The sequence below is a fragment of the Nostoc sp. CmiVER01 genome (genome assembly GCF_034531135.2).
Classification (GTDB): domain Bacteria; phylum Cyanobacteriota; class Cyanobacteriia; order Cyanobacteriales; family Nostocaceae; genus Nostoc.
This window is the reverse complement of sequence record NZ_JAVRBU020000007.1, coordinates 152,110-171,880: the sequence shown is the minus strand read 5'-3', so window position 1 is coordinate 171,880 and position 19,771 is coordinate 152,110. Positions and strand designations below refer to the sequence as shown.

General features: G+C 40.3%; 18 protein-coding genes. 9 read left to right on the top strand and 9 right to left on the bottom strand.

What is annotated here, in order from left to right:
• The first annotated feature begins 4 nt into the window (after positions 1–4).
• Entirely contained in the window at positions 5–778 is a 774-nt protein-coding gene (hisA, locus tag RMZ43_RS13475; RefSeq protein WP_322648008.1) for a 1-(5-phosphoribosyl)-5-[(5-phosphoribosylamino)methylideneamino]imidazole-4-carboxamide isomerase, read from the top strand.
• Positions 779–1,311: 533 nt separating this feature from the next.
• Here hisA and RMZ43_RS13470 read toward each other — a convergent pair.
• Together RMZ43_RS13470 and RMZ43_RS13465 are read right to left on the bottom strand one after the other, a co-directional pair.
• Entirely contained in the window at positions 1,312–2,388 is a 1,077-nt protein-coding gene (locus tag RMZ43_RS13470; protein ID WP_322654855.1) for a hypothetical protein, read from the bottom strand.
• Positions 2,389–2,444: 56 nt separating this feature from the next.
• Entirely contained in the window at positions 2,445–3,428 is a 984-nt protein-coding gene (locus tag RMZ43_RS13465) for a hypothetical protein (RefSeq protein WP_322654856.1), read from the bottom strand.
• Between the two features lie 631 nt (positions 3,429–4,059).
• Between RMZ43_RS13465 and RMZ43_RS13460 the strand changes: the two genes are divergently transcribed.
• From RMZ43_RS13460 to RMZ43_RS13440, 5 genes are all read left to right on the top strand, one after another.
• A complete protein-coding gene (locus RMZ43_RS13460; protein WP_100901299.1) occupies positions 4,060–4,812 on the top strand; it encodes a winged helix-turn-helix domain-containing protein in 753 nt (250 codons plus the stop codon).
• Positions 4,813–4,865: 53 nt separating this feature from the next.
• Positions 4,866–6,164 (top strand): sensor histidine kinase, encoded by a 1,299-nt coding sequence (locus RMZ43_RS13455; RefSeq protein WP_322654857.1) that lies wholly within the window; start codon positions 4,866–4,868, stop codon positions 6,162–6,164.
• 46 nt (positions 6,165–6,210) lie between these two features.
• Positions 6,211–6,879, top strand: coding sequence for a phosphate signaling complex protein PhoU (gene phoU / locus RMZ43_RS13450; protein WP_322648110.1), 669 nt, complete (start codon positions 6,211–6,213; stop codon positions 6,877–6,879).
• Between the two features lie 471 nt (positions 6,880–7,350).
• Positions 7,351–7,980 (top strand): Crp/Fnr family transcriptional regulator, encoded by a 630-nt coding sequence (locus tag RMZ43_RS13445; protein WP_322654858.1) that lies wholly within the window; start codon positions 7,351–7,353, stop codon positions 7,978–7,980.
• 127 nt (positions 7,981–8,107) lie between these two features.
• Positions 8,108–9,751 carry an iron uptake porin gene (locus tag RMZ43_RS13440; RefSeq protein WP_322654859.1) on the top strand — a complete coding sequence of 548 codons (1,644 nt, stop codon included), beginning with the start codon at positions 8,108–8,110 and terminating at the stop codon, positions 9,749–9,751.
• A gap of 82 nt (positions 9,752–9,833) precedes the next feature.
• On the opposite strand, the gene RMZ43_RS13435 is transcribed toward RMZ43_RS13440, so the two are convergent.
• On the bottom strand, positions 9,834–10,094 hold the full coding sequence (locus RMZ43_RS13435; protein ID WP_322648015.1) for a hypothetical protein: 261 nt from the start codon (positions 10,092–10,094) through the stop codon (positions 9,834–9,836).
• A 251-nt stretch (positions 10,095–10,345) separates the two neighbouring features.
• Here RMZ43_RS13435 and RMZ43_RS13430 point away from each other — a divergent pair, with 251 nt between their 5' ends.
• From RMZ43_RS13430 to RMZ43_RS13420, 3 genes are all read left to right on the top strand, one after another.
• The gene (locus RMZ43_RS13430) at positions 10,346–10,948 is read left to right on the top strand and encodes a DUF3318 domain-containing protein (RefSeq protein WP_322654860.1); all 603 of its coding nucleotides are present in this window, start codon (positions 10,346–10,348) and stop codon (positions 10,946–10,948) included.
• An 87-nt stretch (positions 10,949–11,035) separates the two neighbouring features.
• Positions 11,036–12,580 (top strand): hypothetical protein, encoded by a 1,545-nt coding sequence (locus RMZ43_RS13425; protein WP_322654861.1) that lies wholly within the window; start codon positions 11,036–11,038, stop codon positions 12,578–12,580.
• A gap of 521 nt (positions 12,581–13,101) precedes the next feature.
• A complete protein-coding gene (locus tag RMZ43_RS13420; protein WP_322648018.1) occupies positions 13,102–13,293 on the top strand; it encodes a hypothetical protein in 192 nt (63 codons plus the stop codon).
• A gap of 203 nt (positions 13,294–13,496) precedes the next feature.
• On the opposite strand, the gene RMZ43_RS13415 is transcribed toward RMZ43_RS13420, so the two are convergent.
• From RMZ43_RS13415 to acpP, 6 genes are all read right to left on the bottom strand, one after another.
• On the bottom strand, positions 13,497–13,895 hold the full coding sequence (locus RMZ43_RS13415) for a hypothetical protein (RefSeq protein ID WP_322648019.1): 399 nt from the start codon (positions 13,893–13,895) through the stop codon (positions 13,497–13,499).
• A gap of 515 nt (positions 13,896–14,410) precedes the next feature.
• The gene (locus RMZ43_RS13410; protein WP_322648020.1) at positions 14,411–14,821 is read right to left on the bottom strand and encodes a type II toxin-antitoxin system VapC family toxin; all 411 of its coding nucleotides are present in this window, start codon (positions 14,819–14,821) and stop codon (positions 14,411–14,413) included.
• A gap of 5 nt (positions 14,822–14,826) precedes the next feature.
• On the bottom strand, positions 14,827–15,120 hold the full coding sequence (locus tag RMZ43_RS13405; RefSeq protein WP_322654862.1) for a hypothetical protein: 294 nt from the start codon (positions 15,118–15,120) through the stop codon (positions 14,827–14,829).
• A 123-nt stretch (positions 15,121–15,243) separates the two neighbouring features.
• Positions 15,244–17,271 (bottom strand): transketolase, encoded by a 2,028-nt coding sequence (gene tkt, locus RMZ43_RS13400; RefSeq protein WP_322648022.1) that lies wholly within the window; start codon positions 17,269–17,271, stop codon positions 15,244–15,246.
• Positions 17,272–17,582: 311 nt separating this feature from the next.
• Positions 17,583–18,833 carry a beta-ketoacyl-ACP synthase II gene (gene fabF / locus RMZ43_RS13395; protein WP_322648023.1) on the bottom strand — a complete coding sequence of 417 codons (1,251 nt, stop codon included), beginning with the start codon at positions 18,831–18,833 and terminating at the stop codon, positions 17,583–17,585.
• 262 nt (positions 18,834–19,095) lie between these two features.
• Positions 19,096–19,350 (bottom strand): acyl carrier protein, encoded by a 255-nt coding sequence (gene acpP / locus RMZ43_RS13390; RefSeq protein WP_322654863.1) that lies wholly within the window; start codon positions 19,348–19,350, stop codon positions 19,096–19,098.
• Between the last annotated feature and the right edge of the window lie 421 nt (positions 19,351–19,771).

Sequence of the window (19,771 nt, the reverse complement as noted above, 5' to 3'; positions counted from 1 at the left end):
TTAAATGGATGTAATTCCAGCAATTGATTTACTAGAAGGTCGCTGTGTGCGACTGTATCAAGGAGACTACGATCGCTCCCAAGTTTTTAGCGATAATCCTGCTGATGTTGCCAAACAGTGGGTAGATCAGGGTGCTACCAGATTGCATATAGTTGATTTAGATGGTGCCAAAGCGGGTAAAGTAGTAAATCTGGGGGCAATTGAAGCGATCGCTCATGCGGTGTCAGTGCCGATTGAAATTGGTGGAGGATTGCGCGATCGCACCAGCGTACAACAAGTATTCAATTTGGGCATACAGTGGGCAATTCTCGGAACCATCGCCGTAGAACAACCCCAGCTAGTGCAACAACTGTGTGAAGAATTTCCTGGACAGATTATTATTGGCATTGATGCCCGTAACGGACTCGTAGCAACTCGCGGTTGGTTAGAAACTTCAGAAGTTTTAGCAACCCAACTGGCTGTACAAATGCAAGAATTGGGTGCAGCTGCCATCATTTACACAGATATCCACCGAGATGGTACACTTATTGGCCCCAATTTAGAAGCTTTGCGAGAACTTGCAGCAGTAATTTCTATCCCGATAATTGCCTCTGGTGGGGTAAGTTCTGTCACCGATTTGTTAAGTTTGTTAGCGTTAGAACCTCAAGGCGTGACTGGTGTGATTGTCGGACGTGCCTTGTATACTGGGGATATTTTACTCAAAGAAGCATTACGAGCGATCGGGCCTGGGCGGATTCAGGATATCCCCCCCAATCTTGGTTTTTCTACCTTTGCTTGATATTTTCTGCCTTTGGTCAAACTGTAGTAGGGCTACTGTGTACACCATAGAATTGTAGGGTGGACAAATATTTGCCCATCCTACAAGCTTTTTTGATACTAGTACAGCACGGCAGAAATAAACCATCCATTCAAAATTAATAAAACCCTTACGGTGTAACCTGTTTAGATTATTAATTGTTTAAATAAACTTAAATTTTTTATGTTATATTTCTGTAATCAACAATACCCATGATGTAGATAATACTGTAAAAGATTTTAAAATTTAGTGTTATGTCTAGTCAAGAACCAAATTCCAATAAAGTATTTAAGCAAACACAGGCTACCGGAACAAAGAAAAAGAAACCACAGCCTCCCACAGACATCAAAAAACCAGATAAAACTGAATAAAAACCATTTATTAAGTGTACATCAGAGCAAGCTCTCGAAGAGCAAAGAGGGGTTCTGTACATACTCAATCGAGAACTACTATAGTTCCTTGTAGAGACTTAATTTAACTTAAGTCTCTACAATTCTCATAAAAAATAAATTAGCTCATTTGTTTTTCGCTTGAGTTTTTGCCTGTTCTAAAGCTATTTCTTTAATAGCCTGATATGAATTAACATTTGAAGTACCTTCAATAGCTTTAACTGCCAAATCTTGAACTTGTTTCAGGGCAGATTCAAGTTGTTTAGAAAGATTTTGAATCCGCGTCTCCTGATTAGTAATAGTTTGCTCTAGAGATTGCAGTCTTTGTTCATAGAAACGCTTTTGCCCTTCCACTTCTTTAGAATATAAATCTGATTTTACTTTAGCTTGGTAGTGGGCGATGCCTTTGCCTTCTTCTGTAGCTTTTTTGATAGCTGCTTCTTTATCTTTCCCAAAAGCCTCTACCTTTGCTTTTAATTCTTCAAATTGTTTTTCTCTCTCAAAAATAGCTTTCTCTCGTTCAGCCCACTGTTTTTCTGTTTCTTGTAGTAATTCTTCCAGTTGCTTATATAGTGCTTTCTGCTCTTGTTCGTATTCGTCACTTTGCAATTGGCGCTGGAGTTCTAAATTATACTTATACTCTGACGCATCACGTTGCCGAGTTTTATTCAAGTTTTCATTCCGTTCTTTTATCGCCCGTTGCTGTTCCTCTTGTTCTTTTCCCCAAGTATTCCTTTGTTCTAATATTTCTTGAAATAATACTTCAGAACGCTGGCTATATTCTTCCTGATAAGCTTTAGTATTATCTTCATAGGCTTGGATCAGAGTATCCAAGATATCATCAGAAATTTCTAAATTGTGCAGTTGTGTTAATTGCTGAATTTCTTCTTCTAAAATTCGCCTAATTTCTTCTAACTTAGAAGCCTTTGTGGTTAGCTGTTCTGATAATTCATTAGCAGCACTGCCAAAACCTAACTGAATCTTCGCCAAGCTTTCAATTGTATTATTCATCTTCTGTTGGACACTAGAAAGCTGAGTCATAGCTGTTTTTTGTTCTAATTTAGGCTGTTCTTTAGTTCCAGATTGGTTTTCCTTCACAACTTGTTCTAGTTGCGATTTTAGCGCTGCTTTTTCTTGAGCTAATTCCTCATACGCCTGAAGAATTTCTACTTTAGTATTTTTATCAGTTGGCTTTTTCACCACTACAACAAACCTCCTCTTCAGGAATTAAGAATGATTAAGATGCAACAAACTCATAACTATTTAGGATTAGAACTACCAAAAGCCCTCATAGCTAAGTCTTGTGCTTGTTTTAATGCAGTTTGCAATTGAGCAGAAATACCTTCTATTTGTTCAGACTGTTTTTTAATTGTTTCTTCCAGAGATTGGATTCTTAGTTCATAACTCTGTTTGTTAGATTCCCATTCTTTTTCAAATAAATCAGCCTCAATTTTAGCTTTTTGGCTTGTTTCTTTAATTGCTTCCTCCCGAGCTTTTTTAACGGCTTCTTCCAGTTCGTTAGGAAATTTAGTTACCTTTTGTTCATAATCAGCAAAAAGTGGTTGACGTTCAGCTAATATCTTTTCTCGTTCTGCCCAATCTTTCTCTTTCTTTTGAGAATTTTCTTTTATTTCCCTTTGTTGTTGACGCTTTCTCGCTTCGTAGCTATCTGTATTGAGTTTACGAGTAGTTTCTAATTTATACTGAGATTCTTCTTGTTCTTGCTGGCGATCTTTGGCTAATAAATCGTTATATGCTTGGAGCTTCTCTTCATACTCTGCTTGCTCTTTTTGCCATTCTTTACGCCTGATTGTAATTTCTTTCTCTAGTGTTTCCCTTTTGCTGATAGTATCTTGTTCTAAGATTTTTAATTTTTCTTGATGTTCTTGACTTAAAATGTCTAGAGTATCTGCTACAACTCTGATTTGTTGAAGCTCTTGTAGGCGTTGAGTTTCAATTTCTATAGCTCGGTTCAATTCATCTAACTTGGAATTTTCCTGAGCTAGTTTTTCAGATAATCCATTGAGAATACTGCCAAACTCCAACTGTAAATCAGCTAAACCTTTGACAATACTATCAACTGTATATGCAGAAGCTGTTTGCAGAATTTCTTGACTTTTTGCCTTTTCTGCTTCCTCTTGTTTAGTTGCTATTTTAGATTCCAGCTTTTTTCTTTGGATAATAATTTGTTGAAATGCTTGCATTAGTTGTTGTTTGCTGTCTTTGACTCCAACTGTAGTCATTTTCCAACTCCCTTCAATAGGCAATGATTTATTGGGTAGCAAGCCATACCAATGACTACCCTATGCAGACATCAGAATAGCTTTAAAATCAGCATTTTTAATGCAGTGTAAACACGGAAAGTTCAGCAGAGGACACTTAGGTAGTACGAATTTTCCACATACCTGATGTTTTTCAGTTATGTAGCATTTCTCAGTTGAGTCTAATAGTGACCTACCTCTCCCTAACCTCTCCTACGAGGAGAGACAAGCGGAAAAACTTTTGTTGCTGGAAGGGGAGTAAAATTCAAACCTAGGGAGGTCGGAGTGTATTACATACAAAGGAAAAGTGCTATGGTTTTCTCTTTGAGGCAAGTAGTTCATTTGTACTATAGTAAATATACCCAACTTAATTAGCTCTTGTCAAGACAATCCTTTATCTAAATTGCGTTACACAACAAAAGATGAAAATTTCTTTTGCGATCGCCTACTCCCTATTGATTTTTGATTTAGCAGGGTACTGTGGCGTATGTTACTTTTTGTAAAGAAAATCTAAAAGAATCAATCCCGGTAGAAGCGTGGTTGCAGTAAGGCTAGATAATAGAATTAATCATCCTAATTGATACAAGCACAGTCCCAGACTTTTGTGATATCAATGTATACCAGTGAATCGACCAAATACTCTGCTAGAACGGATATTGGACAAACCAGCCGAATTTTAGTAGTAGAAGACGAAGAATTAATCCAGGAAATGCTAGCTGTAGCCCTTGAAGAGGAAGGTTATGGGGTAACAACAGCACCCGATGGACGGTCTGCTATCGAGTATCTCAAAAGTTTTGAAACCAATTCGGGGGAACTTCCCTTTGATTTACTCATTCTTGATTTGATGCTGCCGCAAATCAACGGGCTAGATATTTGCCGTTTGCTGCGTCATCAAGGCAACCCAGTACCAATTTTAATGCTGAGTGCTAAGGGTAGTGAAACTGACCGCGTACTGGGGTTAGAGGTAGGAGCAGATGACTACCTGACCAAACCCTTTAGTATGCGCGAGTTAGTGGCTCGTTGTCGCGCTCTACTCCGCCGCCAACGCCTAAGTAATTTACCACAAGTACCAGTATTAAAATTCAAGGATATCACCTTGAATCCCCAAGAATGCCGCGTGCTGGTTCGTGGTCTAGAGGTGAATCTTTCCCCCAAAGAGTTCCGCTTGCTGGAACTATTTATGAGTTATGCCCGCAGGGTATGGTCACGCGAACAATTGCTAGATCAGGTTTGGGGGCCGGATTTCGTTGGCGATAGTAAAACTGTAGACGTTCACATTCGGTGGTTGCGCGAAAAATTAGAGGAAGACCCCAGTCATCCTGAATATATTGTGACTGTACGAGGTTTTGGCTATAGGTTTGGATAATTAGTTGGGATAGTTGTTAGTTTTTAGTAGTCACGAAGAAACTAACAACTCAAATGCTTTTATTGGGATTTTTTCTGGGTTTAGCGGTAGGCATTGGGTTTTGGGTTTGGCAACAGGTTCAACTTAACCGTTACCTGGGGCGCTTACTCGGGCCGTTAACCTCGCATTCTGACAAGATGGGACTGCTGTTGATTCCTGGGTTGCGGCAGAAAATAGCGATGGTAAAGCAGCATCGGCAAGATTTGCAGCAGTCGTTGCAAACTTACCAAGACCTACTAGATTTTGCACCAGTAGGATATTTGCAGGTGGATGAGGAAAATCAACTGCTGTGGTGCAATCAACAGGCGCAGGAAATTTTGTATCTGCACTGGCAACCAGAACAAGTACGCTTGTTACTGGAGTTGGTAAGGTCTTATGAACTTGACCATTTAATTGAGCAAACTCGTGATTTGCAAAAACCACAGACAGGAGAATGGATATTTCATCCATCTTGTGATGATGCCGCAGAGATGGCAACAATAAAATCTTTGGCTTTGCGAGCATCTAGCTTGCCTTTACCCAATGGACAAGTGGGAGTCTTTTTAGAAAATCGTCAACCCCTATTAGATATAAATCAAGTACGCGATCGCTATTTCTCTGATTTAGCACATGAACTTAGAACGCCACTAACCTCGATTCGCTTGGTTGCGGAAACTTTACAAACCCGCTTAGAACCACCTTTAAATCGTTGGGTTAATCGCCTAATGCAAGAAGTTGACCGACTAATTAACTTGGTGCAAAGTTGGCTAGACCTCACCCAAATGGAAGCAAACCCAAACATGCAATTGCAAGCCAAAGCTGTAGAATTGCGATCGCTAATTACATCGGTTTGGGAAACACTAGAACCCTTAGCAGTGCGTCAACATCTGTCTCTTGCTTATTCTGGCCCAGAAAATCTTTGGATTAAGGCAGATCAAGCCCGTATTTTCCAAGTTTTCCTCAACTTGCTAGACAATAGTATTAAATACAGTCCTTCTAGTACAACTATTCATATTGAAGCAAAAATCTTATCAGCAAAGGATAATGATGCTGCTTCCCCAATTCTCGAAATAAATCTTATTGATTCTGGAGTCGGATTTTCTGAGGCAGATTTACCCCATGTTTTTGAGCGATTTTATCGAGGAGATAAAGCGCGAACCCATTCCCCACATGATGGTAACTCTATAGGGGCGATCGTTGGCAATGGATTAGGATTAGCGATCGTTGAGCAAATTATTCACGCCCACGGTGGTTCAATCAAAGCTATGAATCATCCAGAAACTGGTGGTGCGTGGATGCAACTCCAATTTTGTGAAGTTATGGCAAACTCTTGAAGCCAAGACTATAGTTAGTAATATCTTCACCTTTGAGACAACAAGTGTGAAAGCTGTCCATTACAATCCCAATCCTCAAAGACCTGAACTCGCACGCGCCATTAGACGCTTAGAACGGGATGTCTTACGCATGGGTGCTTTGGTAGAACAATCATTTCGCCTCAGCCACCAAGCGTTATTTGCTCGTAACTTAACAGCAGCTGAGGAACTTCCGCTATTAGATAAAAAGATTGATCGCTTTTATCGTCAAATCGAATCAGACTGTACGGCGATTATGACGCTGCAAGCGCCTACAGCTCAAGATTTGCGCTGCTTGAGTGCCTTTATGCAGCTGGTGCGCGACTTAGAGCGCATTGGCGATTATGCTGAGGATTTAGCTGAGATTGCAATTAAAATTTTTCCTTACGCGCCTCATCCGTCAATGCCCGATATTGAAACTATGTCCCTTCACGCGCAATCAATGCTAGCAACTAGCTTGAAGGCTTTAGGAGATTTTGATGAAGCTGGTGGACGCCGTTTAAAGCGCTTAGATGATACTGTAGACGATGCGTATGATCGCGTTTATCAGACTTTAGCCCAACAACGCAATGTACCTGGTGTAGTCGAGCCAATTGTACTGTTAGCACTGGCAATTCGTTGTCTGGAACGCATGGCAGATCATGCCACTAATATCGGTCAAAGGGTAGCATATATTGTCACCGGTCAACGCTCTTAATTGACGCTTTATCAGTCCATAGGCTTTAGCCACTACCTCTACAAATAAAGGCTGACGACTCAAGCGAATTAGTAAGCTAAAAAAACATCTAATTTGCATAATCGAATTAAATATAACTTTTGTGGGTGGGCTGAAAAGCCCATTTCTATATTTGTGCCTATGTATCTCCTGAATCTTAAGAAAATATTAAATACTTAAAAGCTAAGTTAACCAAATATTTTACTAAAAGCTTACCTATTCTTAAACTTGCACAATTAAAGTAACGGATAAACAACTGAAAAAATTCCGTTCTATCTTACTGATAAATACCTCAATCTATAAATTGTTTATAGAAAAAATTTAGAGTTAGCTTCTAACTCTAATTGAGAAGAATAAGCTGCCAATTATACAGGTAAAGTTTGATATAAATTATTAGAGTTTCTTAATGATTGTAAATAGCGAGATTCCCTGATAATTATGTAGTTACGGTTAATGATATATTCCACAACTCCTACTTTAAACTCTTCTGTCTTATCAAATAGCTCTCCTTTGGGCGGACAATTACCCCAGCAGATATTTACCCGTAGGCAAGTAATTCCACTTCAAAATGATGTACTTTGGCGCATTGAGCACGGTGCAGTTCGTAGCTTAACGTGGAGTGAAGATGGAACATTTATCACTCTCGGTTATTGGGGACTAGGGGATCTGATTGGCTATCCTTTATCTAGGGTCAAGCCCTACCAGATTGAATGTCTCACAGGCGTAGAAATAAGCATTGTGCCACCTGATTTGTGGCATCAAGATATTAATGCTTTATTGTCTCATATTCAACAGGTAGAAAATCTACTAAGCATTGTGCATCAAAAACCAATTTTGCTACGCCTATGGCAGTTTTTAGTATGGTTAAGTGAAAAATTTGGACGTGATGTAGATAAGGGTAAGCTAATTGATCTAAATGTTACCCATCAAGATATTGCTGAAGTGTTAAATACCACGCGCGTAACAATTACCCGGCTCCTACAACAGTTGGAGGAAGAAGGAACAGTTTTACGTCACAAACGCCGCATTATTTTGCGATTACCAAATAAATTAATTCAAAATTATAGTTCAGCATTATATTAAAGTACTTGTATTTATTTCAGTCTAAAGGTATAATCATTACTGTGATTGTGTGTGAAAATCCTGAAAATTAAGTGTTTTAAGCATTTTATCAGGACTAGATTATGTAGGTGTGAGTGAGAGTAATAACATGAAAAAAGCATTCTGGAATCTTTGTAAGGTTAGTCCAGTTGTCTTAGCTGCTGCATTTTTCGCCGCTAACAGCGCTGTAGCTGCTGAAGTCAACGAACAGGTAACAAATGTTGCCCAGTTATCTGAAGCTCAAGATTCTAACGATATTGGTCAGGTAACATCAGTTTCGCAATTTTCGGATGTGCAGCCCACAGACTGGGCATTCCAAGCTTTACAATCTCTAGTTGAACGCTACGGCTGTATTGCAGGTTATCCCAACAGTACGTATCGTGGGAACCGTGCTTTGACCCGTTATGAATTTGCCGCAGGTTTGAATTCCTGTTTAGACCGGGTTAACGAACTTATTGCTACAGCTACTGCTGATTTGGTTACTAAACAAGACCTGGCTACTTTACAGCGCTTACAAGAAGAATTTTCTGCTGAACTAGCAACCCTGCGCGGTCGTGTAGATGGACTAGAAGCCCGCACTGCTGAGTTAGAAGCTAATCAGTTTTCCACTACTACCAAATTGGTTGGAGAAGCTATTTTTAACGTGTCTGATGTTTTTGGTGGCAATAGAGCAGTTGCTGCTGGTAATTCAAATCAAAACTTGAATTCTAACACCACTTTTTCTGACCGGGTACGCTTGAACTTGTACAGCAGTTTCACTGGTAAAGACCAGTTGCAAATCCGTCTAAATGCTAACAATACCATCTCTAATGCTGGCGTGAGCGGTACTAACATGACCCGCTTGGGCTTTGACGGTGATAACGGCAACTCTGTTGTCATCGATAAAATTAACTATGCTTTCAACTTTTCTAATGCGTTGCGTGTCAAAGTTGACGCTAGTGGTGGTGAATTATACGAAAACGTAAACACTTTCAACCCTGACTTTGCTAGCTCTGGTAAAGGTGCTATTTCTAGGTTTGGACGTTTCAGCCCTATTTATCGCCAAGGTCAGGGTGGTGCTGGTGTGACAGTTACTCTCAATCCTGGTGGCCCTATCAGCTTGAGTGGTGCATATTTAGCTAGGACTGCTAATAACCCTACCCTGAATAATGGGTTATTGGAAGGCGATAACGCTATCTTTGGTCAGTTATCTTTCCAACCCACGAAAGCTTTTAATATTGGTCTAACCTACGCCCGCACTTATCAAACTAGTAATGTTAACAATACTGTTAACAACAACCTTTTCCAAGGTACAGGTAGTGTTTTTGCCAACAATCCCTTTGGAAATAACACTGCTACGGAATCCAATAACTACGGTGTAGAAGCTACCTTCCAATTTAGCCCTAAGTTAGCTATTAGTGGTTGGGGAGGTTACACAACTGCTGATGCTAGGAGTGGTGCTAATGCTGGTGCAGACGCAGATATTTGGTACTGGGCTGGAGCGCTTGCTTTGAGAGATTTTGGTGGAGAAGGCAACGTCTTGGGTGTTATCTTTGGTCAACCACCTAGAGTTACTGGTGGTAGCATCAAAAATGTCGCTACCAATGTTAATTTAGACGACAGTACCTCTTATCACTTAGAGGGTCTTTACAAGTTCAAGGTTTCCGATAATATTCAGGTAACTCCTGGCTTATTGGTAATCTTCAATCCAGAACACAACGATGCTAACGACACTGAATATGTAGGTACTTTACGTACTACCTTCACCTTCTAAAATTTGCGATCGCAAATAAAACTCAGAATTAGATAAACAAAAGCCCGCCTTAAGGTGGGCTTTTGTTCAGGAAGAAAATTAGCTATGTGGGATTATAATCTGGTTGATTGGATATATCTTTTGGGGGGCGATCGCTACTCCAAGCCCACCACACAGAGCCACAGTGACAGTAGTAAAACTCTTGCCATTTGCGACGACGGTCTTCTGTAAATACAGGCGATCGCCGATTTAGCCAAACTTTTTCAGCTTCTCGGCTACTTGAGTGGCAATTAGGACAGCAAAAATCGTATGCATGTATTGCCTTATTTGTCCATTCAGGTGGAAGGGTAGCAAAAGCGTCCATGTTGTTACAAGTGTAGTAGCAATAGTTATCGAACAGAATTCAGGAGTCAGGAGTCAGAAGTCAGAATTCAGTCTGCTGTATCAATATTTTTATGGCTTCATCTGAATCTATTCACTTTCTCGCCATTTATAGAGGTTTTTACTAATAGAATAACCATTTAGAAAGACTGTTAGAGCATCTCACAAATCAAAGGTTAACACGAATGACAACTAAAATAGTTACGATGCACATTATGGCTAATAATTAAATTTATGGAGCCAAATGTTGAAATTCGCCGTTTGTTAGATGTGATGCCTGCCTCTGGTCGGATGACGACAAAAATTGTTAGTAAGCCAGAACAGGCAAAAGTGATTGACGCCTCCTTTCCTCAACCCTGGAATCAGGCGCGACCGATATATATTAATTTCGATTTGTGGCGTCGTCTGACTAAGCCGCAACGAGACTTGCTATTGTTGCAGATGGTTAGCTGGTTGACCGGGGTAAAGTGGTTTAAACCCGACATTTATCAAGGCGTAGTACTGGCGGGACTATTAGGGGGATTATTAGAAGCAGCACAATCAGATGTGGTGGGTGTAGCCGTAGCTGGGGGATTAAGTGCGATCGCCACTTTTCGGATCTGGCGCACTAATAAGTCTCAAGAATCAGAGTTAAATGCCGATGCAGCAGCAATTCGCATAGCACAACGGCGTGGTTATTCAGAAGCTGAAGCAGCACAGCACCTGTTATCTGCAATTGAAGCGGTAGCCAAAATTGAAGGGCGTTCTGGTTTAGGTTTTACCGAGTTGATTCGTTGCCAAAACTTAAGAGCGATCGCAGGTTTATCACCAGTAGGTATACCAGAAAGTTATAAGTAGAAATAGTTAGAAAATCAAGAGAATATTTTGATAAATAAGTTGTCTCTCAGATTGTGATAGCATTTTTAGAAAGATTTTTAACTAACAATGCTAAACAATAAACTCATCAAATATACTTCGAGATTACCTTTTCATTCTCCTTGGTTTATTATCATTCTTTTTTCTGTTCTTGGTTTAATAGGTATCCTTAACCATTCGATGTGGCGAGATGAACTAAATCCCTGGCTCATCATCAGAGATAGTCAATCTTTAGGCGATTTAATTGCAAATATTCGTTATGAGGGTCATCCTCTTCTATGGTATTTTTCTCTGGGAATTTTGAGAAAGATAGTCGATAACCCTATTATTATGCAAATTTTTCATTTGGCAATTACTGTTGCTTCAGTTACTCTTTTTTGCGTATATAGTCCTTTTAATTATCAACAAAAATTTCTTTTTTCCTTTGGTTTTTTCCCTTTTTATGAATATCTTTTAATTTCTCGAAACTATGCCTTTAGTATGTTATTTATTTTTGCATTCTGTACAGTTTTTGCATCCAGAAAGATAACTTATATTTATTTGGCAATTTTATTGGGTTTACTAGCAAATAGTAGTGCTTATGGTTTATTGGTATCATTTTCTTTATCATTGACTTTGCTAGCTGAATTTTGCTTTGATAATGAACATCGCCAGCAGTATTTTAGTCAAAGCCAAAAATACGATTTATTTTTAAGTATTATAATTATCATAGTTTCTTTTGTTTTATGTATTTATATTATTACTCCTCCAACAGACAGTTATCTTCATGGCGGGTTAAATAATGGTTGGTTAACAAAATTAGACATCCGTCATTTATTGAGAAGCATAAATAGAATATTTGGTGCTTATTTACTAATTATTCCTCAACATAAGAAATGGCTGGATTTAATTATTTGTGCTGCAATTGCTCTATTAATTGTAATTTTAACCTCAATTAAATTATCTAAAAAGCCAGTAGCATTGTTTTTTTACATTATAGGTAATTCTGTAATATTTGCCTTTACATACTTCAGATTTATAGGTATGCCTCGGCATTTTGGACATTTCTATTTAGTTTTGATAGCCGCTTTATGGCTGGAAAGCTATTATCAAGAGTCTCTAATTATACTCACTAAATTTTCTGTTCGTCCAAATTCAATTATATTTATTCATAAATGGCATCATATCGCTTTGATGCTAATTCTTTATGTCCAGTTTTTTGGAGGCATTTATAGTTTTTCAAGAGATTTAGTTATACCATTTTCTGCTGGTCGAGAAACAGCTCAATATGTTCAAAAAGCTGGGTTAGCTAATGAGTTTATTGTTGCCAGTCGAGATGCAAATATGGCTCCTTTATCGGGTTATCTCAATCGAAAGCTTTATTATCCTGAGATTAAAAAAATGGGAAGCTTTACCCTATTTAAAAGTGGTCGTCAAGATGTCGAACAAACTGAGATATTAAGCCAAATTAATTCTCTACTCAAAAATCAAGATGAGCTAAAGAAAATTTTACTCATTTTAAATCGTAAATTGAATATCAACCGCAATGATTTGAAAATTGTTCCAATCAAAGATTTTCAGAGAGGCTGGGTGGATACTGAACGATATTATCTTTATTGGGTAGATGAGGCATAAGGATAATCCGCCGAATTTTGCTAGGCAGATTTGAGTCACTGCTTGAGGTAAAGAGAAGTACAAAATTTCATTTAGAAATATGGGATAGACTTTTTTGTACTGAAGCAGTCAGCATTGACATCGGAATATATTGCTATGAATCTTTGGTTTATCCCGTCGCAATTGATAGCAAAAAAATTTCATTAAAGCTACAGTAAAAAACTAATCCTAATCTCTTAGGCGTTTTAAAATGCTGTTCTGTCTTATAAACTAAAGGCTTAACTGTTATACAAGCAACATCTATTGCCCAAACACCCTATAAATAACGCTTTTACGTCCTTTGAGTTAGCTTGCTACCACTTATAACTAGCTGCAATGCTTGAGGCTACTCTACACTGGAATAAGAGAATGTGTGTTTAACTAACTTAGATGTTCCACGCTAAGGAGTTTAGTCATACCTTTTCGATGTTGCTGATGTAGTGCTTACCTCGTGTGGTAAAACTTAACTTAAATTCTGTCAGTTACTAACGGAGTTGATAGGAATGGGTACTTTAATTGTTATTGGCTTGATAGTGGTATACGGAGGCGGCGTTTGGAAGTTTTGGAATGGGTTTAGACGGACTAATTTTAATCCAACTTTGACCAATCGCATTGGTTTATCTTTGCTATGGCCAGCTTTGTTTATTACAAATCAATCCTATCGTCAAAACTTTAGAAAGGCGTTGAAGGGCTAGAGTTTACTATTAAGTTTAAAGTCATCTGAACCTGACGGTGGCATATATCCCAATATAAATCTAACCCACCAACCCCCTGTCCCTACTAGGGAAAGGGGGTTGTCTTTGCTCATTCTAGAAGGAGAGAAATGAGTTCGTAATGTTGATAAAGCAACGCGTTAGCAATTGGGAAGCTAGTGTAGCTGATGAATTTACAAAATTATTTATTTGGTTAGCAGATGGATTGCTGCACCTACGGCTGCACCATCAACAGCATTCCCAAGGGTATCTCTGCTATTGCCAGTAATTGCACCAGTTACTGCGCTAGCGCCTGCACCAACTCCGACATCTTGAACAACGCTCCGGTCACGGCGATTGCGAGGATTTCTCAAACCATTTGCACCATTAACAGCTGCACCAGTGACACCACCTCTTACAGCATTATTTAATACATTACCCTTTCCTCTAACTGCTCCGGTGACAACATTGGTAACAGCCCCAATACCTGCATCTCTTAATACTTGGTCATCGGCAGCAGCCGGTTTAGCAGGAACTAATGTGACACCAGCTAAACTTGCAGCCATGAGGCTGGGTAGAAGTGTGCGTTTTAAGATATTATTCATTGTGTTACCTTCTCAAAACATCAAACAATTGGATAAAAGCAAAGTTACTGGAGTCAGAGAAAATCATACTTTTTCAATTGGACAACAGCAACTATCTATTGTTTGAGGACATATACATAATCGCATTTATAAAGTTATAACTGCATCACCTGAAAGCATGAATATAAATTAAGTCTTCAGAAGGCCTTGCTGATTCATTAGGCAATACTAGAGATTACCCATTGACAAAATGAACTAAAGATGAACTATAGATTTTTATGTATGAAAGTTTCATTTTTTCAGTACTAGCAAGCGATTTCTGATGATCAATCATGTAGTGTTTACTCTATCTATCTAAAGATAGGTGACAAAATAAGTAAACTAACTAATGTAGTTAATATTCAATTCTCTTAGTTTAGCAGTCAAGCATTGCGATCGTGCTTCACAAGTGTGAAAAAATTATGCTTGGGGTTGAGCCTTTAGACTCAATGTCACAAGGACAGATGTAAATTTAAGTAGATACGAAGCTGTTATTTCTAAGAATCTGTCAATAGCCAATTCTCCAAGCTTAATCCTTCAACTCGCAACAAGTCAGAGTCATTGGAAACCAGAATTAAACCGCGTGCGATCGCTGTAGCAGCTATTAATATATCTTGTTCTTGTATCTTCAAACCCCTACATTGTAAATCCACATGGATTTCACATGCCCTCTCAATAATTTCTATATCATCCAAGAATAAAACTTCATATTTTCTATAAAACTGATTAAATTCTGCTATCTGCCTCGCAGCATTTACATACAAAAGTCCTCTTTTAACTTCATAATAAGTTATACAACTGATAAAAACTTCTTGTCCCGAACGATTAGCATCCCGTAGTTTCCTACTAACAGTTGCATTTCTCCTCAAAATGTAACTAACAATATTTGTATCTAATAAATAAGCCACTTTGTCTATTTTCGTTTTACTGCATCATCGTACATTTTGATTTGCTCTGGGGTCAAATCATTTAACGTACCAGAAACTGCTTCTAAGACAAGAATCTTATCAATTCTGCGTGTCAGTTCATGCTCAGTTATAGCTCTCATTTCCTCTGGTGATAACTGTCCAAAGAGTTCTACTAACATTTCTATCATTTCTTGTTGATTTAACTTAACTTGATATAAGCTATTACCTTTAATTAGCTTTCCAACGATTGGTGATATGCGATTACTGACTTCTTGATTATAATTAGCAACTTCTGGCATAATTCTTTCCATTTATCAAATAATTATCTTAATTATAAACAATCTCACTCAGCGTTCCTTTGCGTTAAAAAAAGGCGGGCCTTTCAGCCCACCCCACAAAATTTTGAGAATATTCTGTTGCTATTAACCCAACAATTGTTTAGCCTTAGCTAATACATTATCAACGCTAAAACCAAACTTCTCTAAACAAACACCACCTGGAGCTGAAGCACCAAAGCGATCAATACTAACAGTATCGCCTTCAGTACCCACATATTTGTGCCAACCGAAACTAGCGCCAGCTTCTACAGATAAACGCTTTGTGACAGCTTTCGGCAAAATCGACTCTTTATAAGCCGCATCCTGCGCTTCAAACAGTTCCCATGAAGGTAGTGAGACTACACGAACTTTCTTACCTTCAGCCTTGAGTTTTTCGGCTGCGCCGACGGCGAGGCTCAATTCTGAACCAGTACCAATCAGGATGATATCAGGTGTACCTTCGCTATCTACTACAGTGTATCCACCCTTTGCTACGCCCTCAACCGATGTACCAGCCAAGTTGGGTACGTTTTGACGGGTAAACGCCAACAGAGATGGAGCGTTTTGCTTCGCTTGCTCGATCGCTATTTTATAAGCGCCAGAGGTTTCATTACCGTCTGCGGGACGAAACACTAATAAATTAGGAATGGCTCGTAAGGAAGCTAGAGTTTCAATGGGTTGGTGTGTAGGGCCATCTTCACCTTGTCCAATGGAATCGTGAGTCATCACCCAAATCACCCCAGCTTGAGAAAGGGCGGATAAGCGGATGGCAGCACGCATATAATCTGTGAAGATCAAGAAGGTAGCACCGTAGGGGATTAATCCTGAAGTGTGCAGCGCTATACCATTACAGATTGCGCCCATAGCATGTTCACGCACACCAAAGTGGATATTGGGGTTTTCGTAGTGTCCTTTTTGGAAGTCGCCTTTACCCTTGATTTCAGTCAGGTTGGAGTGGGTTAAGTCAGCCGAACCACCAATCAATTCAGGTAAAACTGCCGCCAGTTTATTGAGGCAGGTTTCTGAGTGTTTGCGGGTGGGCAGTCCTTTGTCTTCTGGGGTGTAGGTGGGTAGTACCTTATCCCAACCATCGGGTAGCTTGCCGTTTAGGTAACGTTCAAATTCAGCCGCTTCTTGGCCATACTTGGCTTTGTAGTCGGCAAAGGTCTTGTTCCATTCGTCTTCGTAGCCTGCACCGCGCTCAACTGCTTTGCGTGTATGGTTGAGGGCTTCTTCAGGTATTACGAAAGGTTCGTATTCCCAACCCAAATTTTTCCGAGTCAATGCTATTTCATCTCCACCAAGGGCAGCGCCGTGAACGCCAGCAGTGTTTGCTTTATTGGGAGAACCGTAACCAATAATGGTTGTTACCTTGATGAAAGAAGGCTTATCGGTGACAGCTTTAGCCGCTTCAATTGCTTTAGCGATCGCTTCTAAATCCGTGTTACCATCTTCGACGTGTTGAACGTGCCAACCGTAAGCTTCAAACCGCTTAGAAACATCTTCAGTGAATGCCACATCTGTGGAACCGTCGATGGAAATGTGGTTGTCGTCATAAAGAGCGATGAGTTTGCCTAATCCCAAGTGTCCTGCGAAAGAACAAGCTTCACCGGAAATCCCTTCCATGTTGCAACCGTCACCTAAAATTACGTAGGTGTAATGGTCAACAATCTTGGTATCGGGTTTGTTAAATTTAGCGGCAAGATGCGCTTCGGCGATCGCTAAACCAACTCCATTGGCAATTCCTTGACCCAAGGGGCCAGTTGTGACTTCCACGCCTGGGGTCATGAAGTTTTCGGGGTGTCCAGGGGTTTTGGATTCCCATTGACGGAATTGTTTGATATCTTCAATGGTGACGCTATCGTAGCCTGTCAGGTACAGTAGGGCGTACTGTAACATTGAGCCATGACCGGCAGATAAGACAAAGCGATCGCGGTTAAACCATTTCGGATTCTTGGGATTAAACTTCATAAAGCGATCCCAGAGGACAAAAGCCATCGGAGCTGCGCCCATTGGTAGTCCTGGGTGTCCCGATTTTGCTTTTTCTACGGCATCAACAGCCAAGAAGCGGATCGAGTTAATAGCCAGTTCTTCGACGGACAATTCTTTGGCGGATTGGGTTGCAACAGTCATAATCTCTTGTTTTTAACGACGGGTTAGCACTCTTCGTAGCTTCTCTGACTGGGGTTATTTTAAATTTCCCACAGTATCCTCATCATCCCACTCCCGCTTGTCGATAAACAAGCGGGATCTCCTGAGTTTCTGGTGATAAATCAAGCAGATAATTGGGTCATGCTGAACGCTTACTTTATATCGGAATGATATCTATGATACTTTGGGCATTGGGCATGGGGCATTGGGAAGAAACAGAGGGACAGGGGGAAAGGTGTAGAAAAGAGGAATTTTTCCCCTGCTCCCTGCTCCCTGCTCCCCTGCCACTTCTTTTAGACGTATTTCTTAAAGGCTAGTGTGACATTATGACCGCCAAACCCAAAAGAATTGGATATTGCTACCTCAACTTTTTGAGCGCGGCTATAGTTAGGTACGTAATCTAAGTCACACTCTGGATCGGGATTTTCCAGATTGATTGTCGGTGGAATTTGGTCATTAGCGATCGCCAGCACTGTTGCGACTGCTTCAATACCTCCAGAACCGCCCAATAAATGACCTGTCATAGATTTGGTGGAGCTAATTGCCACCTTATAGGCATGTTCTCCCAAAGCTTTTTTGATTGCTGAGGTTTCAGTTGAATCATTAGCTGGGGTACTAGTGCCGTGAGCATTAATATAGCTAATCTGTTCGGGAGTTATGTTGGCATCTTTGAGCGCTAGTTCGATTGCTCTAGCGGCTCCAAGTCCACCAGGGACGGGGGAAGTGATATGGTAAGCGTCACAGGTCATACCATAGCCGATCATTTCGGCATAAATGTGAGCGCCGCGACTGAGAGCGTGTTGCAGTTCTTCGAGAATTAAAATTCCTGAACCTTCACCCAAGACAAATCCATCGCGATCGCGATCAAACGGACGGCAAGCATGAGCCGGATCGTCATTGCGAAAAGAGAGGGCTTTGCAAGCGGCAAACCCAGCCATCGATAATGGTGTCACAGCAGACTCTGTTCCGCCGCAAATCATCGCCTGGGCATATCCCCCTTGAATTAAGCGAAAAGCATCGCCTACAGCGTTAGAGCCAGCAGCGCAAGCAGTTACAGGGCAGGAATTTGGCCCTTTAGCACCCGTGTGAATTGCCGTTAATCCTGCTGCCATATTGGCGATCATCATCGGTATCATGAATGGACTACAGCGATCGGGCCCACGGTTGAGGTAGATAGTTTGCTGGTCTTCTAATACCTTAATGCCACCAACGCCAGAACCGATCATGACACCTACCTGTTCTGCATTCAGTTCATTAATAACTAACTGCGCGTTAGCTAGAGCCTGTTTTGCTGCCGAAACCCCAAATTGGGCAAATCGATCCATGCGCTTGGCCTCTTTGCGCTCCAAGTAATCATGTGGATCGAAGTTTTTTACTTCACCAGCAATGCGGCAATCATGGCGAGACGCATCAAAAAATGTGATGCGGTCAATGCCATTACGTCCACTCAATAATCCATCCCAAAATTCTGTTGCTGTGTTACCGATAGGTGTAATCGCGCCAACACCAGTTACAACAACGCGTTTACGTGTATAATCTGTCATGATTCAGTTAAAGGTGGCGAAAAAGCAGCAGGCATTAAATAGTACTGAGTTTCTAGTCCTGAGTTCTGAGTTTTGGAAGCGCCCAAAGATGAAGAGAACTCCAAACTTTTGCCTCCGAAAACTCTAACTCCTAAACTCTGTACAGACAAGGGTTAATCGCATCTCTCAGCACTCAGTGAAAAGTCAAAGCAGTGGTTTTTGCCTAGATACCCAGAGGGGGCATGGCATGGCCATCTAAACTTCAAAGACTCAAAAGCAAGTTTTAAGCTGATGCGGTAACTTTGTTATTGATGTAATCTACTGCGTCTTGAACCGTTAAAATCTGCTCGGCAGCTTCGTCGGGAATTTCAATATCAAATTCTTCTTCCAAGGCCATCACCAGTTCAACGGTATCTAGGGAATCAGCGTTGAGATCCTCCATAAATTTCGACTGGGGAGTGATTTTGGTCTTATCTTCAACACTCAGTTGCTCGGCGACGATATCCTTGACCTTATCAAAAATTTCCGTTTGGCTCATAAATAATAAAAGTCCTTAACCAGTTGCTAGGTTCTGCTCTTTACGGGAAACATTGTTTTGAGCATATACATCTTATCGTCAAGCGCGATCGCCCGTATACTACCAAGGGTTTTTCTGTTAGAAAATCCTTCCCTTTCTTCAAAATAATCGGGTAAGTTTTCTTAGAATTGGGTATAGGAGCCGACTATGCCATTGCCAACAGGATGTAAATGTTTCGGTTGTCCAATTATTACTAACTTTTTTTACAATGTCTCGGTCAGTATTTACAGCCTTGCTAGCAATCAAAATATATAGACGCTGAGGCTTTGAACCTAGACGGTTAAAGAGACACTGAACGTCAAACATACCTAGCTTAAGTGCTAACAAGGAATAATAAAACAGTTATTGTTTTAGAGCGATCGCTCTAACCCAAACATACCTC